The sequence below is a fragment of the Vibrio tapetis subsp. tapetis genome, from assembly GCF_900233005.1.
Classification (GTDB): domain Bacteria; phylum Pseudomonadota; class Gammaproteobacteria; order Enterobacterales; family Vibrionaceae; genus Vibrio; species Vibrio tapetis.
In genome coordinates this window covers 1,747,076-1,770,350 of the sequence record NZ_LT960612.1, presented here as the reverse complement: position 1 = coordinate 1,770,350, position 23,275 = coordinate 1,747,076, and the positions used below count along the sequence as shown (strand labels likewise).

Below are 23,275 nucleotides of genomic sequence, written 5' to 3'. Positions count from 1 at the left end.
TAATCAGACAAATAAGACAGTAAAATGCTTGAGCATCAAAATTGATTAGAGCAATTATGACTACGGTAAGTGATCAAATAAAACCAATAGAAATCGCGGTTGTTGGCGGTGGTATTTCTGGCGCAACAGCCGCACTTACATTGGCCGAGATGGGCCTTAATGTAACGGTATTCGAACGAAACACGAGTTTGGTGAGTGGCCCGCCAATTTGCCATTTGCATGCGGGCGGTAATTTGTATCGCGAGATCTCTGAACAACAGTGTCTTACATTACTGCGACAATCGATAGATACGGTAAAGCTGTTTAAGCACACGCTGAACATTCGACCGACGGTTATAGCGGTACCTAAAAGTGATCCTGGTGAAGCCGACGCAATAATACCTCGCTTAAAAGTGGTTAAGGCGTCTTATCAAACTTTGGTCGATCAGGATGACAGTAATGAAGTTCTTGGGGATCCGAGCAATTATTATCGCCTATACACTAAAGAGCAATTGTTAGCGCTGCAGAAAAAGATACAACCGGCTAACCCCGAGTCTTTTGATGACTGGATGATCCCTTTTTCTCAACATGCCAACCTTGAGAAGCTTAAGTATCCGGTTGTGGCGGTACAGGAATATGGATGGAGTGTTTTTAGGTTGTCGGCCAGTGCGAACCTTGCACTTGAGCAACTCAGTAATTGTCAACTTCACCTCAACACGGCCGTCAATGAGATTGAAAAAATCGGCGCCGAGTGGCGCATTAAGTTTTCTCAAGCGAATGGGCAGCAAGCTGAAAGCCACTTCGACTACTTGATCAACGCGTGTGGCTTTGAAACGGGTGTGGTTGACGATTGGGCTCAAGCTCCGAGACAGCGGCTGGTGGAGTTTAAAGCGGCGTACGTAACGCAATGGGCTGAGTGCAATCAAGAGTGGCCTGAAGTCATTTTCCATGGTCCTAGAGGGACACCTCAAGGGATGGCGCAACTCACACCTTACCCAAACGGTACCTTTCAATTACATGGTATGACGGAAGATATTACTTTGTTCCGTGATGGTTTGGTCTCCTCTTCGACTCACAGTTCTCAACCCGAGCTTCCGAGTCTTCTCCATAGGAAGGTTAAGCAGGGATGGACAACGGCTGAGTTTGAATTAAGAACCAACAACGCGATAGAGCACATGGCACAGTTCATTCCTGACTTTGCACAAGCACTTGGTGAAGGCAAGCCCTTATTTGGTGCCCAGCAGATACCAGGTGACAATGTCACGCTAAGGGCGGCAGATGTTTCGTTTTCTGGTGAGAGCTATGCGAGGATGGAAGTGGTGAAAGGCTCTTCAGCGTTGGATGCCTCGAACAAAATTGTTGACCATATGGTAAACAATGGATTGATTATCAAGCAAGACGTGTTGCCAATGGAATACAAAATAACGCTTAGCTTGGCTGCGAAACAAGTTGAGAAAAAAGCAGAGGACTTAGCTCGGCTTAGAGGTTATCCCGTAGCACTTGCCCAGATCCCAAAAACCAACTAATCACCCACATGCCGTATCCATCGGGTTAATGAATACGCGCGCTGATAGGACAATGATCACTGAGTTGTCCTGTTAGCACGTGCTGTTTGCTGTAAACCGTTTGCATCGTATCGCGTGGTTTAAGGTCGGCACTAACAATGATATGGTCGATAAGATGGCGATACTGATGAGTTTGAGTGCGACTCCTTTTTGATTTAACAACGCAGTTGGCCTTTGTTGTGTCAGTCACCAGTTTTATGTTATCGCTCACTCCTTTAGAGAGCACTTGCCAAAGCCAATCATTCGGATAAGACAAGTCATGATTAAAATCACCGCCTATAATAAATGACTCATCCTTGGAGACTCTTTCATTAAGCCAAGCGTTTAGGTTTTTAGCTTGTTTGTTAATGATGGTACATGCGTGAGAATTTTTCTTAGCACCATTGCATCCTGCTTTCAAATGAAGAGAGAGTAGGTGCAAGGGTTTATCGTTTTCGGTTTGTACAATAACGTAAGTCGCTAAACGAAGCTTACTGGTTGAAGATGGCAGTAGATCTAAATCTGTTTGATTCTTAAAGGTAAGCCGTTTATCAATCGCGAAACCGGTAAATTGATTAATCCCATCGAACTGTCTTTTGGGGTTGATAGCGCGCTCTGAAAAAATGATATTGTAGTGTTCGTCACCCATTATTTTTTCTAGCGCCGCAATATCATTCACTTCTTGAAATGCCAATATATTCGGTGATATTTGTTCGAAATAATGTGCCAATAATTGATAATCTTGTTCGCTTCTTATGCTCGCTTTGAACTTCGAGTTTGGCTGTGTGGATAACCACTCAATGTTCCATGTAGTAAACGTGAGCGGAGACGCGATAAGGGGCGTCGACATCGTGGCAAGTATTATCAGAAGTAGTAGGCGCATCAATTCTCTCTTTAGTCACATTCTTATCCCCAGATTATGCGCAAGCATACCCACATAAGAACACAAAATCTTGAATAAAATTCGGGTTTTCATTGTGTCATCCAAATGTGGGATCAACCCCACTAAGATCGACTTGATCTTAATCGCTCCTCGGTATTTATTGATCTACATCAATACCAATTCTAGTGTGTTTTTGGTTTAATACGCCACAACATATAGTGCCTGTTCGTTATATGTACACAATATAGGGTGAAAACCTTTACTACTGAGGGTGAGGAAAAAATGGTCAATACTGTTGTAATCAAAAGGGATGGTTCTCAAGCTCCGTTCGAAAGAGCGCGTATTGTTGCCGCTGTAGAAAGCGCTGCGGAACACGTAGATAGTACGGTAGCCGAATACGCGGCTCAGGTTGCTATTGCGGTTCAGGACAAGGTTCGTGATTGCAAGCAAGTCGACATTCAAGAAATCCAAACCATGGTAGAAAATGAACTGATGCAAGGTGACTACAAAGCACTTGCTCGTTCGTATATTGAGTACCGTCATGACCGCGATATGGCTCGCGAGAAGAAAAGCGCACTAAACCAAGAAATTCAAGGCTTGATTGAACAAAGTAATGCCGATCTACTTAACGAAAACGCGAATAAAGACGGAAAGGTAATCCCTACTCAACGAGATCTACTCGCAGGGATCGTGGCTAAACATTATGCAAAAACTCACATTTTGCCACGTGACATTGTTCAAGCTCATGATAACGGCGATATTCACTATCATGATCTCGACTACGCACCGTTCTTTCCAATGTTTAACTGTATGCTTATCGACCTAAAAGGCATGCTGACTCATGGGTTTAAAATGGGTAATGCAGAAATTGATACGCCTAAGTCAATTTCTACGGCGACCGCCGTTACGGCGCAGATCATCGCGCAAGTTGCCAGCCATATATACGGTGGTACTACCATCAACCGTATTGATGAAGTGTTAGAGCCTTACGTTTTAACCAGTTACGAAAAGCATCTTAAAGTGGCGCGTGAGTGGGATATTCACGATCCTGAAGCGTTTGCTATGTCTCGTACAGAGAAAGAATGCTACGACGCATTCCAATCCCTAGAGTATGAGGTAAATACCCTTCATACCGCGAATGGTCAAACACCATTTGTCACGTTTGGTTTTGGATTAGGGACCAGTTGGGGCTCGCGTCTTATTCAACAATCTATTTTGAAAAACCGTATCGCAGGTTTGGGGAAAAATCGTAAAACGGCGGTTTTCCCTAAATTGGTGTTCGCTATTAAAGATGGCCTAAATCATCGTAAAAGTGATCCTAGCTACGACATTAAGCAGTTAGCGTTAGAGTGTGCGTCTAAGCGTATGTATCCTGACATCTTGAACTATGACAAGGTTGTAGAGATTACAGGTTCATTTAAAACTCCAATGGGCTGTCGTAGTTTCCTGGGTACTTACGAAGAAAATGGTGAGCTAATTCATGAAGGTCGTAACAACCTCGGTGTCGTGAGTTTGAACTTACCGCGTATTGCGATTCAAGCGAAAGGCGATGAGAAGGCGTTTTATGCACTGCTCGATGAAAAACTGATCATTGCTCGTCGTGCGCTAGAAACCAGAATTTCTCGCCTAGAAAACGTTAAAGCTCGTGTCGCGCCGATTCTTTATATGGAAGGTGCGTGTGGTGTTCGTTTGAACGCTGAAGACTCGGTCGCGGAAATTTTTAAAAACGGTCGAGCATCAATTTCATTGGGTTACATTGGTATTCACGAAATGGTTACCGCGCTTTATGGCAAAGAGAAACACGTATACGACGACGGAGCTTTGCGCCAAAAAGGGTTAGACATAGTTACGTATCTTAAGAAGAACATTGATGCATGGACTGAAGAAACGGGCTACGGCTTCAGTTTATATGGCACACCAAGCGAAAACTTGTGCAGCCGCTTCTGCCGTGTTGATGCAAAAGAATTTGGTGTGATTGAAGGTGTGACCGACAAAGGTTACTACACAAACAGTTTCCATCTTGATGTACAAAAGAAAGTGAACCCATACGATAAAATTGATTTCGAAAAACCGTATCCTGAAATTTCAACCGGTGGCTTCATTTGCTACGGTGAGTTTCCAAACATGCAGCGCAACATCGAAGCGTTAGAAAATGTGTGGGATTACAGCTACGCTCACGTTCCTTATTACGGAACGAATACGCCAATAGATGAATGCTACGAGTGTGGTTATAACGGTGAATTCGAGTGTACAAGCAAAGGTTTTACTTGTCCGAAATGTGGTAACCATGACTCAACGAAAGTTTCAGTAACTCGACGAGTTTGTGGCTACTTAGGCAGCCCCGACGCGCGCCCATTTAACTTTGGTAAACAAGAAGAAGTGATTCGTCGAGTGAAACACCTTTAATGAATTATCTTACATATCATCCTATTGATGTTGTTAACGGGCCGGGAACACGCAGCACGCTGTTTGTTTCGGGCTGCGTTCACCAATGCCGAGGATGCTATAATAAAGCGTCATGGTCTGTTTGTTCAGGCCATGAGTTTACACAACAGTTAGAAGATCAAATCATCGCCGATCTCAACGATACTCGAATCCCCAAACGTGGTTTATCGCTTTCTGGTGGCGATCCTTTGCATCCAGATAATGTCACTGGCATCTTGAAATTGGTAAAGCGTGTTCGCCGAGAGTGCGTAGGTAAAGACATCTGGCTATGGACTGGGTATCTACTTTCTGAGTTAGATCAAGTACAGAAACAAATCGTTGACCTTATCGATACGCTGGTGGATGGAAAATTTGAACGTGATCTCGCAGACCCTAGCCTAGACTGGCGAGGAAGCTCGAATCAAGTAATCCACACGTTTAAGCTCTAAAAGTCGTAGAACAGATAAAAATCCCTTCGAATTTTGCAACGACAGTGTTAATTTGAACTTCATTATTGAATTTCAAAGGGTTGTGACTTTCATGCTTTCTCATCTTCCTGCACCACAGCAAGATCCAATCTTGTCCTTGTCTGTGGCATATCGCAATGATCCACGTAACGAAAAAGTGGATCTTGGCATTGGCGTATACCGTAATAACCAAGGTGAAACACCGATAATGGAAGCGGTGGCGCTGGCCAATCAACGAGTTATTCAGACTCAAAAAACCAAAGCTTATGTTGGCCTAGCCGGTTGCGAAGAGTTCAATCAGTCTATGGTTGATCTTCTACTTTCAGGCACCTCTGCCATGTCTCGCGTGGCGGCGATACAAACACCAGGAGCCAGTGGGGCGCTGCGTATGTTAGGGGATCTAATGAACGTCGCGCAGCCCGGTACCACGGTTTGGTTAAGTAACCCAAGTTATGTAAACCATCGCCCTGTAATGGAGGCGGCGGGACTCAAAGTTCGTCATTATCGCTATTTTAGCCCTGAGACCAAACAAGTCGATCTTCAAGGCATGTTGGAGGATATCTCTACGGCAGGGCCGAAAGATGTGGTCTTGCTTCATGGTTGCTGCCATAACCCTACGGGTGCTGATATTGACTTTGCCACTTGGAAGACGGTTACTGAGCTTTCGTTAAAGCAGGGCTTTATTCCATTTGTTGATATCGCGTATCAAGGTTTTGGCGATGGTTTAGAACAAGACGCTCAAGGCTTACGTCACATGGCTAACAGCGTTGAAGAGATGCTGATTACAACCTCTTGTTCCAAAAACTTTGGTTTGTATCGTGAGCGCACTGGTGCAGCCATCGTGATTGGAAAAAATAACCAAGAAGCGACAAACGCGAAAGGCAAATTGTTGCAGTTAGCGAGAGCGACATACACTATGCCGCCCGATCACGGTGCAGCGTTGGTTAAAACGGTACTGCAAAGTGATGAGTTAACGTCTATTTGGAAGCAGGAGTTGTCTCAAATGCAACAGCGCCTTGTTACTCTACGTAGTCATCTTTGCCAAGAGTTTAATAATACTCACAATAATCAATATTTTGATTTCATCAAATCCCATAAGGGTATGTTTACTGTGCTAGGCTTTAGCAGTGACCAAATGACAAGATTACGCGAGGAATACGGCATTTATGGCGTAGGTGATGGCCGAATTAACATCGCAGGTTTGTCTGAAAAGGACATTCCATACGTGGCAAATGCAATTCATACCGTAGCCCAATAACGGAGACAGCAAATGACACCAAAACAAAAACTGTTAGTGGCGTTGATGGCAGGAAGCCTAGTCGCATGTGCTAATACAAATACCACGACGACAGATAACAAAAAACCAGAATCGCAAGTAGAAGTGGCTGAGCCCGAAGTGGCACCTGAATCAAAAGTAGAAGTGGATGAGCCGGAAGTAAAACCCACTCCCGAAGTAGAAAAACCTAAACCAGTCGTTAAACCAAAACCCGCTTTATTAACGACTGCCGATGGCAAACTAATTTTAGGTGAACGCGAGTGGGTCTATTTCCCTGGCTTAGATAAGAGCTTTAAATCGCGAGTTGATACTGGAGCAACCACCTCATCGATTAGCGCGGTCGATTTAGAAGCCTTTGAACGCGATGGCAAAGATTGGGTCAAATTTAAAATTGGCCATGACGATACGTTAAGTGAGGTGCTTGAAGTTCCTGTCGAGCGCTGGGTACGTATTAAGCAAGCAAGCAGCGAAGAGTTTGATCGCCGTCCGGTGGTATTAGGTTGGGTTCAAATTGGTGAACTGAAGGAAAAAACACCATTTACGTTAACGGATCGCTCACATTTGGATCATCCGGTACTGCTAGGCAGAAGTTTCTTCAACGACGTTGCAGTTGTCGATGTGTCAAAAGAATACGTACAACCAAAAGTGAAATAGAAGCCAAAGTTTGTTAAAAATGCGCAAACGTTAGAAACATCGAGTAGGGTGAGGCGTCTCCGCCTCATCCCTCTCACAGAACCGTACGTACGGACCTCGTATACGGCTCATGCACATTTCCATTCAGCATAATGGCTGAACACATATCCTGTCCTAACGTGTTCAAGATTCACTAATCCAAGGTCGTTAAACCATTGATTTGGCATCGAGTAACTGGCTAATGGACTCGCAGCATTTCTCCAACTATCCATACAGATATACCTGAATGACCCTTCGTAACCTAGCTGTCTTAGCCTGCGGTGGAGTCGGGTCGGTTTTTTTCCATAATCGTAATTGGACGCTGCGAAGTCTTCGCCTTAACCACGCGGCCAGTTTCTTAAACTCCCTGTTGGCATTCGCTATTCGAAAGTACTGGCTGAACCCTCTCAGAAGTGGATTCAGTTGTTTAATGACTTCTAACAATGGCTTACCGCCATTGCGTCTTGTCACTCGCTTCAACTTTCCTTTGAACGTCGACATTTTCTTTGGCTGAATACGGCTATAATGGCTACCGATTTCTATTCCAAGGAATTTCACACCTTCGCCGCTGTGCGCTATGTGTGATTTGGTTTCGTTCACCGTTAACTTGAGCTGTTTTTCCAGGACCTTCGTTGCCTGTACTTGCGCATTTTCTGCACCTTTACGGCTGCGACAGAAGATCAGTATGTCGTCGGCATAACGGACTATTCGATGTCCTCGCTTTCGCATCTCTTGATCAAACGCATCCAGATAGATGTTCGCTATCAGTGGGCTTATTACTCCACCTTGCGGACTACCTATCTCGGTATGCTGCCACTCTCCATCAACCATTACGCCACTTTTCAGGAACTGTTTGATGAGCTCCAGTACGCTACTGTCTGTGACTCGTTTCTTAATGCTTTTTAGAATAAGCTCGTGGTCGAGCTTATCGAAGCACTTCGATAAGTCCATATCTACGACGTGTTGCATTCCGTATCGACGGATGAACATCGTCGCTTTGTTTATAGCATCGTGACAACTTCGATTCGGTCTATACCCAAAGCTGGATGGGTGAAACTGCTCTTCGAAGATTGGGGTTAATAGATCATTTAGAGCTTGTTGGACAACTCTATCCCGTACTGTTGGGATCCCAAGTAATCGCACCCCACCATCATCTTTCGGTATTTCTACCCGTCTGACGGGTTGAGGGGTGTATCGCTTGGTTTTGAGTTCCAGAAGAAGTTGATCTAGGTTATCACTCAGATTTTGGGCGTAGTCGCTTAGGCTCTGCCTATCTATTCCGGCCGCGCCTTTCGCTTTCCACACTTTTTTAGATCCTTTATAGAGTCGCTCTTTGTGGAGCAAGTGACCATATAAACTGTAGTAAACTCTCAACTTTTTCCTTTAGATTGTGTGCCGTGTGGGGACAAATGCTCTCTCACAGTGTTGGTGTATTTCACTCCACTCTCTAGCCTTCTAGCTCAATGGCAATTTACTAGAGTGAGTCAGAGTTACTCCCTTGTACGGTTTCTCGCTTCAGTGCTTTGCTTTCACAAAGACCGAGACGGAATACCTCGATAGCTAATCAACTTGTATACCACTGAAAAAAAAACATCTGCTCATCACAGACTTAAAATGTACTTCATCCCTTCGCAACACCAGATTGCTTTTGGCAAAATGTTGTCCCATCAGACGTGTTACTGATGGTCAGCTCAGTTTTATCCTCCACACCATTACTGGGCTTCACCGGCCGAGCTTTACTCACTACTACGGATTCATCTGCCACCTCGCACCAACATAGATCTTGGCTCTCGCCTTGAGTTTATGCTTCCGACGTTTGCTCGGATGTGGTGTCAGGCTTCCCCAGTTACTGCACTGGCTCCCTGTTAACAATGCCACCCTCAAGCACAATCTAGGTCTGATTGAGTATCGGGCTTCACGCTATTTTGCACGCTTACCCACCTAAATTGCCGAATCAGGTTCACTTTCGTTGTGTACTGTTAACTTCCTATCGCTTCCTTCAAACCCTGCCGTTGGCCAGCAACGCCCTTGCGATTCGGATTATCTTCCCCTCAATCAGGGTGATTTAGGCTTCTTTCAGCCTAATGGGTTTGCCAGCTTCGCTGGGCAAACAAAAAAAGACCACTGATATATCAGTGGTCTTTTTATATACACAATTCGATAATTGTTAGAACATAAACCTTGCGCCAAGCAGAAGCTGTGGTCCATAAACACCGTGATCGGCAAGGTTAGCACCAATAGAAAGCTGATCGGTTGAATGGAAGCGACCACCAATGCTGTAGATGGTTTCAGAACCATCTGAGTACACTAACTGTCCAATCATGAAATTTGCTTCAATACGGTCAATAACCCATGCACGCATACCAAATGCTAATTCAGGAATAAAATCACTGCCGACGAACTTATCGCTTGAATCTTTAATGTTGTGTAGCAAAATGTGGCCGTAGATATCAGCGAATTGCGTTGCAGGGCCATTAAAGCCAATACCACCAGCTAAATCGTAATCACTTTCGAAATTAGAATCAAAGCGTCCAATAAAGTAGGTGTTTTCCGTGAATGCCATTTTACCTTCAGCACCGTATGTGCTTGGGTTCGCACCAATCCTAACTTCCAGTGAAGTATAGTTAAAATTGTTAGCGTTAGCCGCAAAAGGGCTAAGTGCTGCAAGTCCTAGTAACGCCACAGCTTGGGCACGTCCAAACATAATATTTCCATCCATTCAATGTCTTGGCAGACCGCCAAAGATACATACATAGTAAATAGCCTGCAAAAAGCAGACCATTTACTATCAAAGAACGGAGTTTAACGGATATTTACAATATTGATATGTGATCAACTTCAATTTCCGGAGTGTTTCCCCCTTCATATTCGCCAAATAGTCGAACTTTTGACTCGGCCGTGAGTGGTTCAGTCAAGTTTATGTCGTCATCTAACTCAACTTGTATTTCTGCTTCACCATCGCTAAAGACGAAAGTATCTTTACTGATTTGGCGTACGATGTGGCCATCGATGACCACTTCTTGCTCGGTGAACATGCTTGTGTCTTTTAAAAGTGCGCTAACCGAGGTTGTTTCAACTGGGCCCGTGTAGTGGAAATTACCCTTTTGATGGTGGTCATCTTTCGCTAGCGCGAAAGTAGGGGCGATGATAAGTGCAGCAGCGATTGAGTAGCAAAGTGTTTTCATGTTGTTGTTCTCGTTGTTTGTTTAAGTTAGGTCTATTAAACACCGAGTTAATTGAATGATTACTGAGTAGAGCATTCATTTTTGGTTCATTAACGGTTGGGGTTATCGTGGTATGAGGATACTATTACGCATCATCTAGAAATAAGAAGTAAATGAATTACCTATGTATACTCCATTTGAAGCACTGATGGTGCAAGGAACGACGTCGGATGCCGGGAAAAGTGTCTTAGTGGCAGGATTGTGCCGAGTGTTGGCCAGAAAAGGGATAAAGGTTGCCCCTTTTAAGCCTCAGAATATGGCATTGAATAGTGCGGTAACATCAGATGGTGGAGAAATAGGGCGTGCTCAAGCCGTTCAAGCCCAAGCGTGTAATGTGGAACCCACAGTTCATATGAATCCTATACTGCTAAAGCCAAATTCAGACACGGGCGCTCAGGTTATTATTCAGGGCAGAGCGTTAAGTAATATGGAAGCGACGAGCTACCATGATTATAAAAAAGTCGCGATGGATAGTGTGATGGATTCATTTGGTCGCCTTAAATCCAATTTCCAGTCTGTTATGATTGAAGGGGCAGGCAGCCCGGCTGAAATTAATTTAAGAGCGCATGATATTGCGAACATGGGCTTTGCAGAAAAAGCGGACGTTCCAGTCATTATTGTGGCCGATATTGATCGGGGTGGTGTTTTCGCTCATTTGGTTGGTACGCTCGATCTTTTGTCACCAACGGAACAGGCCAGGGTTAAAGGCTTCGTCATTAACCGTTTTCGAGGTGATATCAAACTACTAGAATCAGGGCTTGATTGGTTAGAAGAAAGAACAGGTAAGCCCGTAATTGGTGTGATTCCATTCCTACATGGCCTTAATTTAGAAGCAGAAGATGCCATAACCGCAGATCAAATTAAAAATGATGACGCTTTATTTAAAATCAAAGTCCCCGTGGTTACGCGTATTAGTAATCATACGGATTTTGACCCTTTAAGACTTAACCCGTCGATAGATTTTGAATATGTACGTAAAGGCGAGTTGCTTCAGGGCGCAGATCTCATCATTCTTCCTGGAACTAAATCCGTTCGCGCCGATTTGGCGTTTTTACGTGAGCAAGGTTGGGATAAAGACATCCAACGTCATTTACGTTTTGGCGGTAAAGTTATGGGGATCTGTGGTGGATATCAAATGCTGGGGACGATCATTAATGATCCTGAGGGTATTGAAGGCCCTGCGGGCTCCAGTGATGGTCTTGGGTGTTTGGCTCTTAATACGACGTTGCAGTCTGATAAGCAATTAAAGCAAGTGGCTGGCCAGTTGACGCTGAATCAGAAGACGGTATCTGTACAGGGCTACGAAATCCATGCTGGTGTGACAACGGTCGATGAGCGACAACCAATATCTCTTGGTGAAGAGAAGACCAAAGATGGTGCCATCAGTGATTGCAATCAGATCTTCGGTACATACTTACACGGTGTGTTTGAACTCCCGAGCGCCACGGAATTGATCATGGAATGGGCGGGGGTTAGCAAGCTAGAAAAAGTAGACTTTGAACAAATGAAAGAAGACGGAATTGATAGAATTGCTGACGCGCTTGAAGAATCGTTAGACCTAAACAAACTGTGGCCGGAACTCTATGCGTAGCCGATCCTCTATTCAATTGAGCAGACTTCAATTTACCTGTCTTGGCTTGATACTTTCACTCGTGTCTTTTTCTAGTGCCGCTCAAGTTAGGGTACTTGCGGCGTCTTCAATGACGAATGTCCTGTCCGATATTGCCATTGAGTTCGAGCAAACCCATGGTATCGAAGTACAATTGGTTTTTGCTGGATCGTCATCCCTAGCGAGACAAATCGAACAAGGCGCACCGGCTGATTTGTACATATCGGCAAATACAAAATGGGCTGACTACCTCGTTAGCCAAGGTCTCATTGACAAAACAGCGATAAACGTTTTAGCGCGTAATAAATTGGTTGTAATTGCACCAAATACAGAAAACACAACCAAGTTTTCTTATGAGGTGGATGAGATGCTGCATCCGTCGTGGTGGGAGAATAAGCTAAATGGTGGTCGCCTTGCGATCGGTAATCCCAATGCCGTACCCGCTGGAATGTATGCAAAGCAAGCTCTAAAACACCAAGGCATATGGGACTTTGTAAAGAACAGCTTAGCGCCGACAAATAATGTGCGCATTGCACTCACGTTAGTCGCAAGACAAGAAGCACCTTTGGGTATCGTGTACGCAACGGACGCAAAAATAAGTGACAGTGTCATGGTGCTGGGTGAGTTTCCGTCAGGGTCGTATGATGATATCGAGTATCCGTTGGTACAGCTGAATGATAAAGCTGAAACGCGATCCTTAGTGGAATTTCTGTTGTCTTCTCGCAGCAAAGGCATGATCGTTGAACATGGGTTTGTACCCGTAAATTGAGAGTCCACTCATCAGCAGAGCGAAAAGGACGAGTTAATGCGCTCTTCACCGTACAGAGCGCCGTTTTAAGGGTTAATAGGGATTATAGAGCACCGTGTACTTGACTGAATTTGAACAACAAGCGTTGTTTTTGAGCTTAAAAGTCGCCATGACTTCCGTTATATGGTTGCTGCCGGTAGGCCTGTTTTTTGCTTGGTTGTTGGCAAGAAAACAGTTTGTTGGTAAAAGTCTATTAGATAGCGTTATTCATTTGCCTTTGGTGTTACCTCCTGTGGTCATCGGCTATCTGTTACTCGTTTTGATGGGAAGACGAGGGATGATTGGTGAATGGCTGTATGACCATTTTGGCGTGGTGTTTGCGTTTAACTGGAAAGGAGCGGCTTTAGCTTCGGCCATTGTTGCACTGCCTCTTATGGTGCGCGCAATTCGGTTGAGTCTAGAAAACGTTGATGAAAAATTGGAGCAAGCGGCAAGAACGCTTGGTGCGTCCCCTATAAAAGTGTTTCTTACGATCACGCTGCCCTTAACGTTACCCGGCATTGTTACAGGGGTAATGTTGGCCTTTGCTCGTAGCCTTGGTGAGTTTGGTGCCACGATTAGCTTTGTCTCTAATATTCCCGGAGAAACTCAAACACTACCTTTGGCAATGTATAACTTTATAGAAACCCCCGGTGCCGAAATGGATGCAGCCCGTTTATGTGTTATCTCGATACTGGTTGCTCTGCTTTCATTATTTGGATCGGAATGGCTCTCTTCTCGTATGAATAGGTGGATAGGAGTAGGGAACAACAATGATTAACATCGCCATTAAGCAGCAACTAGGAGACTTGTTGTTGAACATTGATACGCAGTTGCCTTCTAAGGGTATTACCGCGATATTTGGCCGTTCAGGTTCAGGCAAGACGTCACTAATAAATAGTATTTGTGGTATTAGAAATCCGGATACCGGGATTATTGATATCAATGGGCATCGTGTGTTTGATTCAAACCAGAACATAAATCTGGCGGTAGAAAAACGAAATATTGGGTATGTTTTTCAAGATGCGAGGTTGTTTCCGCATTTTAGCGTTGAAGGCAACTTGCTTTATGGCGTAAAGAAAACGGATCTCGAACTATTTTCTCATGTGACTTCACTATTATCGATAGACGGGTTACTTAAGCGAAAGCCAAGTGAGCTATCTGGAGGCGAAAAGCAACGTGTAGCCATAGGTCGGGCGCTTTTGTCCAATCCGGATTTGTTGTTAATGGACGAGCCTTTGGCGTCGCTAGACTTACCTCGTAAGCGAGAAGTAATGCCGTATTTAGAGCGATTGGCGAAAGAAGTCGAGATCCCCATTTTATATGTTACGCACAGTATCAGCGAAATTCTGCGCTTAGCAGATCACATGATCCTGTTATCTAACGGCTGTATTGATTCCAGCGGCTCTTTGGAACAGGTGTGGGGATCGGATGCTATGCGTCCTTGGCAATCCTTTTCAGAGCAAAGTTCAGTATTCGAAGCAAGCATACATGCTCAGCATCCAACTTATGCTTTGACCCAACTGAGTTTAACGGAAGATAAGGCTCTTTGGGTACAGAAAGTCGAGGGTCGCATAGGCGAGGCTGTACGTGTTCAGGTACGAGCCAATGATGTATCGATAAGCTGTGAGTTACCGACACGAACGTCGATACGTAACATCATCCCCGTCACCATTTGTGCGATTGAGAGTCACCGCCTATCCGAGGACAAACAAAGCGTTTCTGTAAAACTCAGATTGGATCAAAACAGAGTGCTGAGTGCGAATTTAACTCAATGGGCGGTAGACGATCTAGGACTAGAAGTTGGGCAGTTGGTCTATGCTCAAATTAAAGGCGTGAGTGTGACACAAAAAGATATGATTCGAGTGAGTTGAATTGGTGAAAACGAATCAGGTAAGAGTCCCCCCCTTACCTGATACTGAATCCGGATTACGCATTAAACATTAAACTAAACTTCAAACTTGATCATTAAAGCATCCAGTTCTTCACATTGAGTTGCTAACATTTCGCATGCATTTTCTGCGCTACTGACCATTTCTATCATCTGATAACTGCCATCAAGCACCGTTTGCATATGGTTACTTACATCACTTGCTAGCTGAGTTTGCTGTTCTGATGATGATTCAATTTCCTGAGCACTCGATGCCATTGAGTTTACAGATTGCGTAACGGATTGCAGTGTATCGAGTGTTAGGCCAGACAATTGAACCGTTTCCTCACTTGTTTTACAACTTACGTTTACGGCAGTTACAGCTTCGTGTGTTGCCTTTCTTAGCTCATCAGTCATTTTTTGAATCTTGTCAGTACTTTCTTGTGTTTTACTTGCGAGCGCTCTGACCTCATCAGCAACCACTGCGAAACCACGACCTTGCTCACCAGCACGAGCGGCCTCGATCGCAGCATTTAGAGCAAGTAAATTAGTTTGTTCCGCAATTTCAACGATTACACCCAAGATAGTCACGATATTAGTAACGTTTGAGTCTAGGTTGCTAATCACGCCTCCAGCTTGGTCAATTTGCGACTCCAAGGTTTGTAACGAAGATGAGGTTTGATTAAGCAAAGAAGTCGCTTCCCCGAGTTGTTTAATGCCTTCACTACTATACGAAGAGGCACTGACTGCATTATGACTGACGTTGTCGCTGATACTCTGTACTTGCAGTGCTGAACTGGATATATGGTCAGTATTTCCTTGTTGACTAGAGACATACATAACGATGCCTTGAGTAAGGCTTTTGATATTTTCCATTTCGGCTCGAACAGAATTTGAGGTAATAATTACCTGAGTCATCGAGCTCTGCATTGAATCAAGCAGTTTGTTAATTTCAGCCCCAATCGAACCTAACTCATCGTTTGATGACTCTGGAATTCGTTTAGTTAGATCGAGTTTCGCACTATTCAGGGATTCAACAGTATTGCATAGCTCCTTTATTGGTGTTGTTACCCAATTAAGAATCAGAAATAGAAAAATGCAGGAGATAGCGATCACCGTGATCACTCCGACAGTCATGGAGCTAGTGACATCGGCGATGGCTTTACCCGGGTTGGTCAATTGTTCAGCACTAAGCTCATTGAGGTTGCTGATCCCCATAAAAACCACAGCTGCAAACAAAGAGATGATGAAAATGACTGGAATCATGATTTTTTGTTTAATTGAGAGCGAGTTAATAGATTTCATTGTTTACCTATATGTGGTTGGAGTACGTGCTATTAATTAACTATAGATCAAAAAAAAACGACCCTTATAAAGAGTCGTTATATAGTTTGAAGGCTGTGACCTATTCTTCTACAGAAAATTCTTCGATGGTCACTTCAACACGGCGGTTTTTTTCTTTACCTGCTGCGGTCTTATTGGAAGCGATAGGGCTAGCTTCACCTTCACCTTCAACTTTAATACGCGATGAGTCAACGCCTTCAGAAACAAGGTAGTCAGCGACTGCTTGAGCGCGCTTTTCAGAAAGTTGTTGGTTAAACTTAGCTGAACCACTGCTGTCAGTGTGACCGGTTACCGTTACGTTAGACTGCGGGTAGGTAGTAAGAAGCGTGACGAGTTCATCAAATTGGTGTAAACCCGCTTCACTTAACTTATTGCTGCCTGACTCGTAAAGGCCTACCCCTTTCTTAGATTGAAAGGTGATGGTTTTAGGCGCTACAACGACTGGAGCGGCGGCTAAAACGACTGGCGCTGGCTCTTCTGCTACGACGGCAGGACGGGGTTCAACTGGCGCTGCTTGGGCTGCCGCAACGGGTTCGTCGCTACCGAAGTGGTAGCTTAAACCTATGCTAAATAGGTGAGCTGCTAGGCCGCCGGTATCGCCAGATCCGATTCCGCCCAAAATTTGATATTCGAGTCGAGTTTTCCACTCACGTGAGATCCCATACTCCAAACCGAATGCGGCCATAACGTTTAAGTCATCATCAATGACGTCGTAATTCGTGTAACCAAGGCCAAACTTAGAGAATACGCCTAGAGATTCATTAATTGGAATACCGAACTTCGGACCCATAGTTAATGAGGTTAATGCCCCTTTTGCCGTTTTACCTGAAGAGAAGTTAGACTCGAAATCGCCAATTTTATCGAAGCCAGCTTCTAAAGAGAACATGTCACTGAATTTATAACCGGCGAACCCACCGAAACCAACACTGCCATCATCACAAGGCTCAGAGACGCTACAGCTGTTTTTCAATGAAGAGCTACCTACCTTTGCACCTAAATAGTATTCTGCAGAAACGGTAAACGGAATTGCCGCCAGTACAGACAGCGCGATCAACTGCTTTTTCATAATTGTATCCTTACTTTGGATTATTGTTGCTTTTTTGTAATTGTAGTACTCGTGGAGTATGAGAACTAAGTCATTGTAATTCAATTATTGATTATGTGAATCACGTCCAATTATCCATGCTTTCTCAATTATGATACGTTCGTGTTTCAGCAAAAAGAACACAAAAAAAAATCCGCTCGTAAAATGAGCGGATTTAATGGTTTTTCGTTGCTAGCAATTATTTAGCGAAAACTTCTTTAAAGTCACGTTTTAAAATTGCATCTCGGCGGGCTTTCTTCATTTGCTTAGCCATGTCTTTAACGCAATTATGCAGCGTTTGGTCTAGCAATTGAGTACGGTAAGCTTCTTTTTCTTCGTCGCTCATGTCTTCTGGCAGGTTCAGTTTTGGAAATTCTTCCATTACATTCACACCAGCGAAAGCTTGGCTTACGGAAATAAGCGCATGGAACTGCTCAAAGTTGTCCAAAACATTTTGTGCACTCGCTGGCATGCTATCCCATGCTTCACGCACGGCTTCTTCTGAAACTTCATGAATGGACGTTACCATGTAGTACATTGCTTCTGGAACTTGGTCAAACTCAATGACTTTCTTAAGTTCAGGGGAGACTGTATCTAAGTCTACTTTTTGTTCCGTTTCTTGGATTTCTTCTGACATGGTGTTGTCCTACTTCTTTCAAAAAAGACATGCTATGAAACTGGCAATAAAAGTCAACCAATTCATTCATTTCTATTGGGTTAAAGGACAAATAGCATGCTATATTGCTTAGATGGCATAGGGAAGATCAAAGACAATATATGGAAATATCAAATACTTCTATTCGAATTTTACTGGTAGACGACTTGCAATTAGAGAGAATGCAACTGGGTATACGTCTAAAGCAACTAGGCCACACGGTGGAGGTTGTTGAAAGCGGTGCTCAAGCACTGGAAGTCTATACCTCGTTCGATCCAGAGCTTGTTCTGCTCGATATATCAATGCCAGTAATGGACGGCTTTGAAGTTGCTCAAGAGATTCGGTCTCGTTTTAAAGATTGGGTGCCTATCATTTTCCTTAGCAGCCATGAAGAACCTGAAATGATCGCTAAAGCAATCGAAATGGGGGGGGATGACTACTTAGTAAAGCCCGTCAATAAGATGGTCTTGAGTGCGAAACTCAAAGCAATGCAGCGTATAGCCGATATGAGAAGAGAGCTAAAGGCGGTAACAGCTAAATTGGAAAGCGTGAATTCTAATTTACAGCAACAAGTCAACGAGGATGGTCTCACCCGGATTTATAATCGTCGATTCATCGACAGTGAACTGGCTAAGATGGTGACTTGGCATGGCAGGCACGGGCTTCCTTTAACGGTTGTGTTATTAGATGTCGACTACTTCAAGTTGTATAACGATAACTATGGCCACATAGAAGGCGATCAGTGTTTACAGAAGATAGCCTCTCGACTAGATAGCAGTTTTGTTCGTGCTGGGGAGGTTGTTGGGCGTTATGGTGGCGAAGAATTCGTGGTTATTCTAAGTAACTCGGGTGTCGATTATGCAGAAAAGCAAGCCGAACGAATTGGTCGCGCCATTGAAGAACTCGCTATTACCCATGAGAAATCGTCTGTTTCTGACTTCGTGACCGCGTCACAAGGGGTGTACAGTTTCGTTCCCAAAGGCAACGAATCGCTTGAATTCATCTTCCAACAAGCCGATGTGTTACTTTATGAAGCGAAACAAAATGGTCGTAATCGATTCGTATCAAATAAAGGTCGGTAATCACCAATGATAGCGATCATTTTATTATCGCTTGCTGACTCCGCGCGAGAATACCGTTGCGAACTAGTTTGGGTTAAGAAGTAACAACGCAGTTACGGCCTTTTTTCTTCGCTTTGTACAGTGCATCATCCGCTGATTTAATTACTTTGGTCGGTGTTTTTAATTCGTAACTGTCGGCAACACCAATACTTACCGTAATATTCACTGTCTTCTCTGTGCTTTTTTTTCCGCGTTTTTGAGTGCCTTGCTTGTCATCTTTAGGTCTCTGCTCTTTATCGCGGATGATCATGTCATATTGCGCGATGCTTTCCCTTAGCTCTTCTAAGTGATCAATCGTTTGGGAGGCAGACTTCCCCTTAAACAAGACAGTAAATTCTTCACCGCCATATCGATAGACTTTGGCTCCGCCAGTGGTTTTTCGCAGCTTTTTCGCCACTAATCTTAAAACATGATCGCCCGTGTCATGGCCATGGGTATCGTTAAACTTTTTGAAGTGGTCTACGTCAAGCATAGCGATAGTGTACTTACGACCTAGATGAGCCATTTCGTTTTCCAACGCTCGTCTACTCGGTATCTCGGTTAACTGATCGATGAAAGCCAGCTTATGACTGGTTGAAATGACGTTATAGATAAGCATCACACCGGCAAGAGAAAAAAGAATGGCCGAAATGTAGCTAATTTGAAAACCGCCAAAAGTAATGGCTGAAAAGAGTAAGCAACTATAGATGGCGTTATCGAGCGCATCGTTTCGTTTCAATACCATAATCGCTGCAATGCCAACGCATATGATACTGTACAAAATAGCGAGAAAGGGGAGTCGACTTAATTCTGGAATAGAGAATAGAATCCCATCCCAAAGTGTGTCCATTCCGTTTTCTGCAAAGTGGTCGACCGTCAAATATGCCCAGCCGAGAAAGAGTAACATTAGGATTGAGTAGCCAAGCCCTGAAATGGAGAAAAAACGACGGTTAGGGAATGCGTACACAACCATGCAAGCGACGGGTAACAGGAAAGCGAGCAGCGAGAATTCCAATTTGGTTGTTCCAACACTCAATGGAACTTGCAGACGTTCTTGAATAAAAAAATAAGCGACCATCATCGCAATTGCGATCATTCCCATTCGACCTTGGCTAAAGCTATGGCCCAAAATGAGAGTAATAGAAAAGAGAATGTAGGGAAGGTGGCTCACCATCCCCAGATTTGCAACGACTAACGTTGTTAAGGCATCTATAGCGAATAAACTGAGGCATGTCAGTAAGATAGGCATTAGAAATTTTAGAAAATTCGTATTGATTAACGTACTTAGCATCGAACTCACAAAGATAGGGGGTTTACTATAAATATAAAGAATAGGAAGTTGAGCTTCTTAGGATACGTCTATTATTGGAATTTCCAAGTGTTTTGCTAAACTTAATTGAAAAATTATTAGAATTGTTACCAATATGATGATTAAAGCCACAAGTAAGGACAGATGAACTTCTTTCCGTCCTGTTTTCCACCTAGCATTATCAAAGATTGTTCCATAATAAGTGACATGAGGAAGCGAAACATGCAGATTAGCGTAGACGTACACAATTATATGGAAACAATTGTTGGGGCTAAGTTAGCGTTGCTCGAATATACGGATAGGTTTGACTCAGAGCAATTGGCAGATTTGGCTTGTATAGCGCTAAATCAACTAAGACCAGTATACATTCGTCACGATATCGATTTTTTATCTGCGTTACCAGAGGAAAGACTGGTCGTTCTAAATGAGCAGGTTGAAGTGGCGCTCATCGCCGCGGAATCAATGATACAGAACGATCGACGTACACGTGATGATGATCTACCTATTGTGTTTAGTAAGCCTTCGCGCCATGATGACGACGAATTGGAGTGGTATGAATTGCCGCTGTTAGATAAAAAACGACTCAAGTAAGGATTTTTTGTGGGTTTATTTTCCTATTTTTTCGGCGGAAATAAAGCGGCTGACAGTAAACAAGATGTTGAGCCCGTCGAGTACAAAGGTTACTTGATTTATCAAGAATCACGCGCAGAGGGCGGCCAATTTCGTATTGCCGGACGCATTACTAAAGAGTTCGGGGAGGGGGAAGTGAAAACACATACTTTTATCCGCTCTGATGTACTTAGTTCAGAATCTGACGCCAACGAGTTTATGCTAAAAAAATCGCAGCTGTTTATCGATCAGATGGGCGATGGTATTTTTTAGGCATTGAACCAAACACGCATTACATCGAGTTGATTAACATCACTTTAATAAGGGCCATTTAGCGATATGCTAATGGCTCTTTTTGTTTGCCCAGCGAAGCTGGCAAACCCATTAGGCTGAAAGAAGCCTAAATCACCCTGATTGAGGGGAAGATAATCCGAATCGCAAGGGCGTTGCTGGCCAACGGCAGGGTTTGAAGGAAGCGATAGGAAGTTAACAGTACACAACGAAAGTGAACCTGATTCGGCAATTTAGGTGGGTAAGCGTGCAAAATAGCGTGAAGCCCGATACTCAATCAGACCTAGATTGTGCTTGAGGGTGGCATTGTTAACAGGGAGCCAGTGCAGTAACTGGGGAAGCCTGACACCACATCCGAGCAAACGTCGGAAGCATAAACTCAAGGCGAGAGCCAAGATCTATGTTGGTGCGAGGTGGCAGATGAATCCGTAGTAGTGAGTAAAGCTCGGCCGGTGAAGCCCAGTAATGGTGTGGAGGATAAAACTGAGCTGACCATCAGTAACACGTCTGATGGGACAACATTTTGCCAAAAGCAATCTGGTGTTGCGAAGGGATGAAGTACATTTTAAGTCTGTGATGAGCAGATGTTTTTTTTTCAGTGGTATACAAGTTGATTAGCTATCGAGGTATTCCGTCTCGGTCTTTGTGAAAGCAAAGCACTGAAGCGAGAAACCGTACAAGGGAGTAACTCTGACTCACTCTAGTAAATTGCCATTGAGCTAGAAGGCTAGAGAGTGGAGTGAAATACACCAACACTGTGAGAGAGCATTTGTCCCCACACGGCACACAATCTAAAGGAAAAAGTTGAGAGTTTACTACAGTTTATATGGTCACTTGCTCCACAAAGAGCGACTCTATAAAGGATTTAAAAAAGTGTGGAAAGCGAAAGGCGCGGCCGGAATAGATAGGCAGAGCCTAAGCGACTACGCCCAAAATCTGAGTGATAACCTAGATCAACTTCTTCTGGAACTCAAAACCAAGCGATACACCCCTCAACCCGTCAGACGGGTAGAAATACCGAAAGATGATGGTGGGGTGCGATTACTTGGGATCCCAACAGTACGGGATAGAGTTGTCCAACAAGCTCTAAATGATCTATTAACCCCAATCTTCGAAGAGCAGTTTCACCCATCCAGCTTTGGGTATAGACCGAATCGAAGTTGTCACGATGCTATAAACAAAGCGACGATGTTCATCCGTCGATACGGAATGCAACACGTCGTAGATATGGACTTATCGAAGTGCTTCGATAAGCTCGACCACGAGCTTATTCTAAAAAGCATTAAGAAACGAGTCACAGACAGTAGCGTACTGGAGCTCATCAAACAGTTCCTGAAAAGTGGCGTAATGGTTGATGGAGAGTGGCAGCATACCGAGATAGGTAGTCCGCAAGGTGGAGTAATAAGCCCACTGATAGCGAACATCTATCTGGATGCGTTTGATCAAGAGATGCGAAAGCGAGGACATCGAATAGTCCGTTATGCCGACGACATACTGATCTTCTGTCGCAGCCGTAAAGGTGCAGAAAATGCGCAAGTACAGGCAACGAAGGTCCTGGAAAAACAGCTCAAGTTAACGGTGAACGAAACCAAATCACACATAGCGCACAGCGGCGAAGGTGTGAAATTCCTTGGAATAGAAATCGGTAGCCATTATAGCCGTATTCAGCCAAAGAAAATGTCGACGTTCAAAGGAAAGTTGAAGCGAGTGACAAGACGCAATGGCGGTAAGCCATTGTTAGAAGTCATTAAACAACTGAATCCACTTCTGAGAGGGTTCAGCCAGTACTTTCGAATAGCGAATGCCAACAGGGAGTTTAAGAAACTGGCCGCGTGGTTAAGGCGAAGACTTCGCAGCGTCCAATTACGATTATGGAAAAAACCGACCCGACTCCACCGCAGGCTAAGACAGCTAGGTTACGAAGGGTCATTCAGGTATATCTGTATGGATAGTTGGAGAAATGCTGCGAGTCCATTAGCCAGTTACTCGATGCCAAATCAATGGTTTAACGACCTTGGATTAGTGAATAATAAACACGTTAGGACAGGATATGTGTTCAGCCATTATGCTGAATGGAAATGTGCATGAGCCGTATACGAGGTCCGTACGTACGGTTCTGTGAGAGGGATGAGGCGGAGACGCCTCACC

20 protein-coding genes and 1 pseudogene are annotated in these 23,275 nt (G+C 44.1%); 13 read left to right on the top strand and 8 right to left on the bottom strand.

Features of this window, described 5'->3' with window-relative positions:
* The first annotated feature begins 56 nt into the window (after positions 1–56).
* Complete coding sequence (locus tag VTAP4600_RS24945; RefSeq protein ID WP_102525368.1) at positions 57–1,505, top strand: FAD-dependent oxidoreductase; 1,449 nt, start codon at positions 57–59, stop codon at positions 1,503–1,505.
* A gap of 25 nt (positions 1,506–1,530) precedes the next feature.
* Here the strand turns inward: VTAP4600_RS24945 and VTAP4600_RS24940 are convergent, their stop codons facing one another.
* Positions 1,531–2,406, bottom strand: a complete 876-nt coding sequence (locus VTAP4600_RS24940; protein WP_102525367.1) for an endonuclease/exonuclease/phosphatase family protein — start codon at positions 2,404–2,406, stop codon at positions 1,531–1,533.
* Between the two features lie 282 nt (positions 2,407–2,688).
* On the opposite strand from VTAP4600_RS24940, the gene nrdD reads away from it, so the two are divergent.
* The 4 genes from nrdD to VTAP4600_RS24920 all read left to right on the top strand — a co-directional run bounded on the left by nrdD (position 2,689) and on the right by VTAP4600_RS24920 (position 7,227).
* Positions 2,689–4,812, top strand: coding sequence for an anaerobic ribonucleoside-triphosphate reductase (nrdD, locus tag VTAP4600_RS24935; RefSeq protein WP_102525366.1), 2,124 nt, complete (start codon positions 2,689–2,691; stop codon positions 4,810–4,812).
* Positions 4,812–5,279, top strand: a complete 468-nt coding sequence (gene nrdG / locus VTAP4600_RS24930) for an anaerobic ribonucleoside-triphosphate reductase-activating protein (protein ID WP_102525365.1) — start codon at positions 4,812–4,814, stop codon at positions 5,277–5,279. The genes nrdD and nrdG overlap by 1 nt, the downstream gene beginning before the upstream one ends.
* A gap of 91 nt (positions 5,280–5,370) precedes the next feature.
* Positions 5,371–6,555 (top strand): amino acid aminotransferase, encoded by a 1,185-nt coding sequence (locus VTAP4600_RS24925; protein ID WP_102525364.1) that lies wholly within the window; start codon positions 5,371–5,373, stop codon positions 6,553–6,555.
* Between the two features lie 12 nt (positions 6,556–6,567).
* Positions 6,568–7,227 carry an ATP-dependent zinc protease family protein gene (locus tag VTAP4600_RS24920; protein WP_102525363.1) on the top strand — a complete coding sequence of 220 codons (660 nt, stop codon included), beginning with the start codon at positions 6,568–6,570 and terminating at the stop codon, positions 7,225–7,227.
* A gap of 107 nt (positions 7,228–7,334) precedes the next feature.
* Here the strand turns inward: VTAP4600_RS24920 and ltrA (VTAP4600_RS24910) are convergent.
* The 3 genes and pseudogenes from ltrA (VTAP4600_RS24910) to VTAP4600_RS24900 all read right to left on the bottom strand — a co-directional run bounded on the left by ltrA (VTAP4600_RS24910) (position 7,335) and on the right by VTAP4600_RS24900 (position 10,430).
* Positions 7,335–8,619, bottom strand: a pseudogene (gene ltrA / locus VTAP4600_RS24910) (group II intron reverse transcriptase/maturase).
* Between the two features lie 793 nt (positions 8,620–9,412).
* Entirely contained in the window at positions 9,413–9,949 is a 537-nt protein-coding gene (locus VTAP4600_RS24905; protein WP_102525362.1) for a hypothetical protein, read from the bottom strand.
* Positions 9,950–10,058: 109 nt separating this feature from the next.
* Complete coding sequence (locus VTAP4600_RS24900) at positions 10,059–10,430, bottom strand: YgiW/YdeI family stress tolerance OB fold protein (protein ID WP_102525361.1); 372 nt, start codon at positions 10,428–10,430, stop codon at positions 10,059–10,061.
* Between the two features lie 163 nt (positions 10,431–10,593).
* Between VTAP4600_RS24900 and VTAP4600_RS24895 the strand changes: the two genes are divergently transcribed.
* The 4 genes from VTAP4600_RS24895 (at position 10,594) to modC (ending at position 14,739) form a co-directional block, all read left to right on the top strand.
* Positions 10,594–12,060: a cobyric acid synthase gene (locus tag VTAP4600_RS24895; protein WP_102525360.1), complete on the top strand. Its 1,467-nt coding sequence runs from the start codon at positions 10,594–10,596 to the stop codon at positions 12,058–12,060.
* Positions 12,053–12,847: a molybdate ABC transporter substrate-binding protein gene (gene modA, locus VTAP4600_RS24890; RefSeq protein ID WP_102525359.1), complete on the top strand. Its 795-nt coding sequence runs from the start codon at positions 12,053–12,055 to the stop codon at positions 12,845–12,847. The genes VTAP4600_RS24895 and modA overlap by 8 nt, the downstream gene beginning before the upstream one ends.
* A 100-nt stretch (positions 12,848–12,947) precedes the next feature.
* Entirely contained in the window at positions 12,948–13,646 is a 699-nt protein-coding gene (gene modB, locus VTAP4600_RS24885) for a molybdate ABC transporter permease subunit (RefSeq protein WP_102525543.1), read from the top strand.
* Positions 13,639–14,739 carry a molybdenum ABC transporter ATP-binding protein ModC gene (modC, locus tag VTAP4600_RS24880; protein WP_102525358.1) on the top strand — a complete coding sequence of 367 codons (1,101 nt, stop codon included), beginning with the start codon at positions 13,639–13,641 and terminating at the stop codon, positions 14,737–14,739. The genes modB and modC overlap by 8 nt, the downstream gene beginning before the upstream one ends.
* Before the next feature lie 74 nt (positions 14,740–14,813).
* On the opposite strand, the gene VTAP4600_RS24875 is transcribed toward modC, so the two are convergent.
* From VTAP4600_RS24875 to VTAP4600_RS24865, 3 genes are all read right to left on the bottom strand, one after another.
* On the bottom strand, positions 14,814–16,040 hold the full coding sequence (locus tag VTAP4600_RS24875; protein WP_102525357.1) for a methyl-accepting chemotaxis protein: 1,227 nt from the start codon (positions 16,038–16,040) through the stop codon (positions 14,814–14,816).
* Between the two features lie 100 nt (positions 16,041–16,140).
* Complete coding sequence (locus VTAP4600_RS24870; RefSeq protein WP_102525356.1) at positions 16,141–17,145, bottom strand: OmpA family protein; 1,005 nt, start codon at positions 17,143–17,145, stop codon at positions 16,141–16,143.
* A 217-nt stretch (positions 17,146–17,362) separates the two neighbouring features.
* The gene (locus VTAP4600_RS24865; protein ID WP_102525355.1) at positions 17,363–17,800 is read right to left on the bottom strand and encodes a DUF3069 domain-containing protein; all 438 of its coding nucleotides are present in this window, start codon (positions 17,798–17,800) and stop codon (positions 17,363–17,365) included.
* A 161-nt stretch (positions 17,801–17,961) separates the two neighbouring features.
* On the opposite strand from VTAP4600_RS24865, the gene VTAP4600_RS24860 reads away from it, so the two are divergent.
* Entirely contained in the window at positions 17,962–18,900 is a 939-nt protein-coding gene (locus VTAP4600_RS24860; RefSeq protein ID WP_102525542.1) for a diguanylate cyclase, read from the top strand.
* A 73-nt stretch (positions 18,901–18,973) separates the two neighbouring features.
* Here VTAP4600_RS24860 and VTAP4600_RS24855 read toward each other — a convergent pair whose 3' ends face one another.
* Positions 18,974–20,209: a GGDEF domain-containing protein gene (locus VTAP4600_RS24855; RefSeq protein ID WP_102525354.1), complete on the bottom strand. Its 1,236-nt coding sequence runs from the start codon at positions 20,207–20,209 to the stop codon at positions 18,974–18,976.
* Positions 20,210–20,449: 240 nt separating this feature from the next.
* On the opposite strand from VTAP4600_RS24855, the gene VTAP4600_RS24850 reads away from it, so the two are divergent.
* The 3 genes from VTAP4600_RS24850 to ltrA (VTAP4600_RS24840) all read left to right on the top strand — a co-directional run bounded on the left by VTAP4600_RS24850 (position 20,450) and on the right by ltrA (VTAP4600_RS24840) (position 23,215).
* Complete coding sequence (locus VTAP4600_RS24850; RefSeq protein WP_102525353.1) at positions 20,450–20,818, top strand: late competence development ComFB family protein; 369 nt, start codon at positions 20,450–20,452, stop codon at positions 20,816–20,818.
* A gap of 9 nt (positions 20,819–20,827) precedes the next feature.
* The gene (locus VTAP4600_RS24845) at positions 20,828–21,109 is read left to right on the top strand and encodes an HlyU family transcriptional regulator (protein WP_102525352.1); all 282 of its coding nucleotides are present in this window, start codon (positions 20,828–20,830) and stop codon (positions 21,107–21,109) included.
* A gap of 822 nt (positions 21,110–21,931) precedes the next feature.
* Positions 21,932–23,215, top strand: a complete 1,284-nt coding sequence (gene ltrA / locus VTAP4600_RS24840; protein WP_102525351.1) for a group II intron reverse transcriptase/maturase — start codon at positions 21,932–21,934, stop codon at positions 23,213–23,215.
* Positions 23,216–23,275 lie beyond the last annotated feature (60 nt).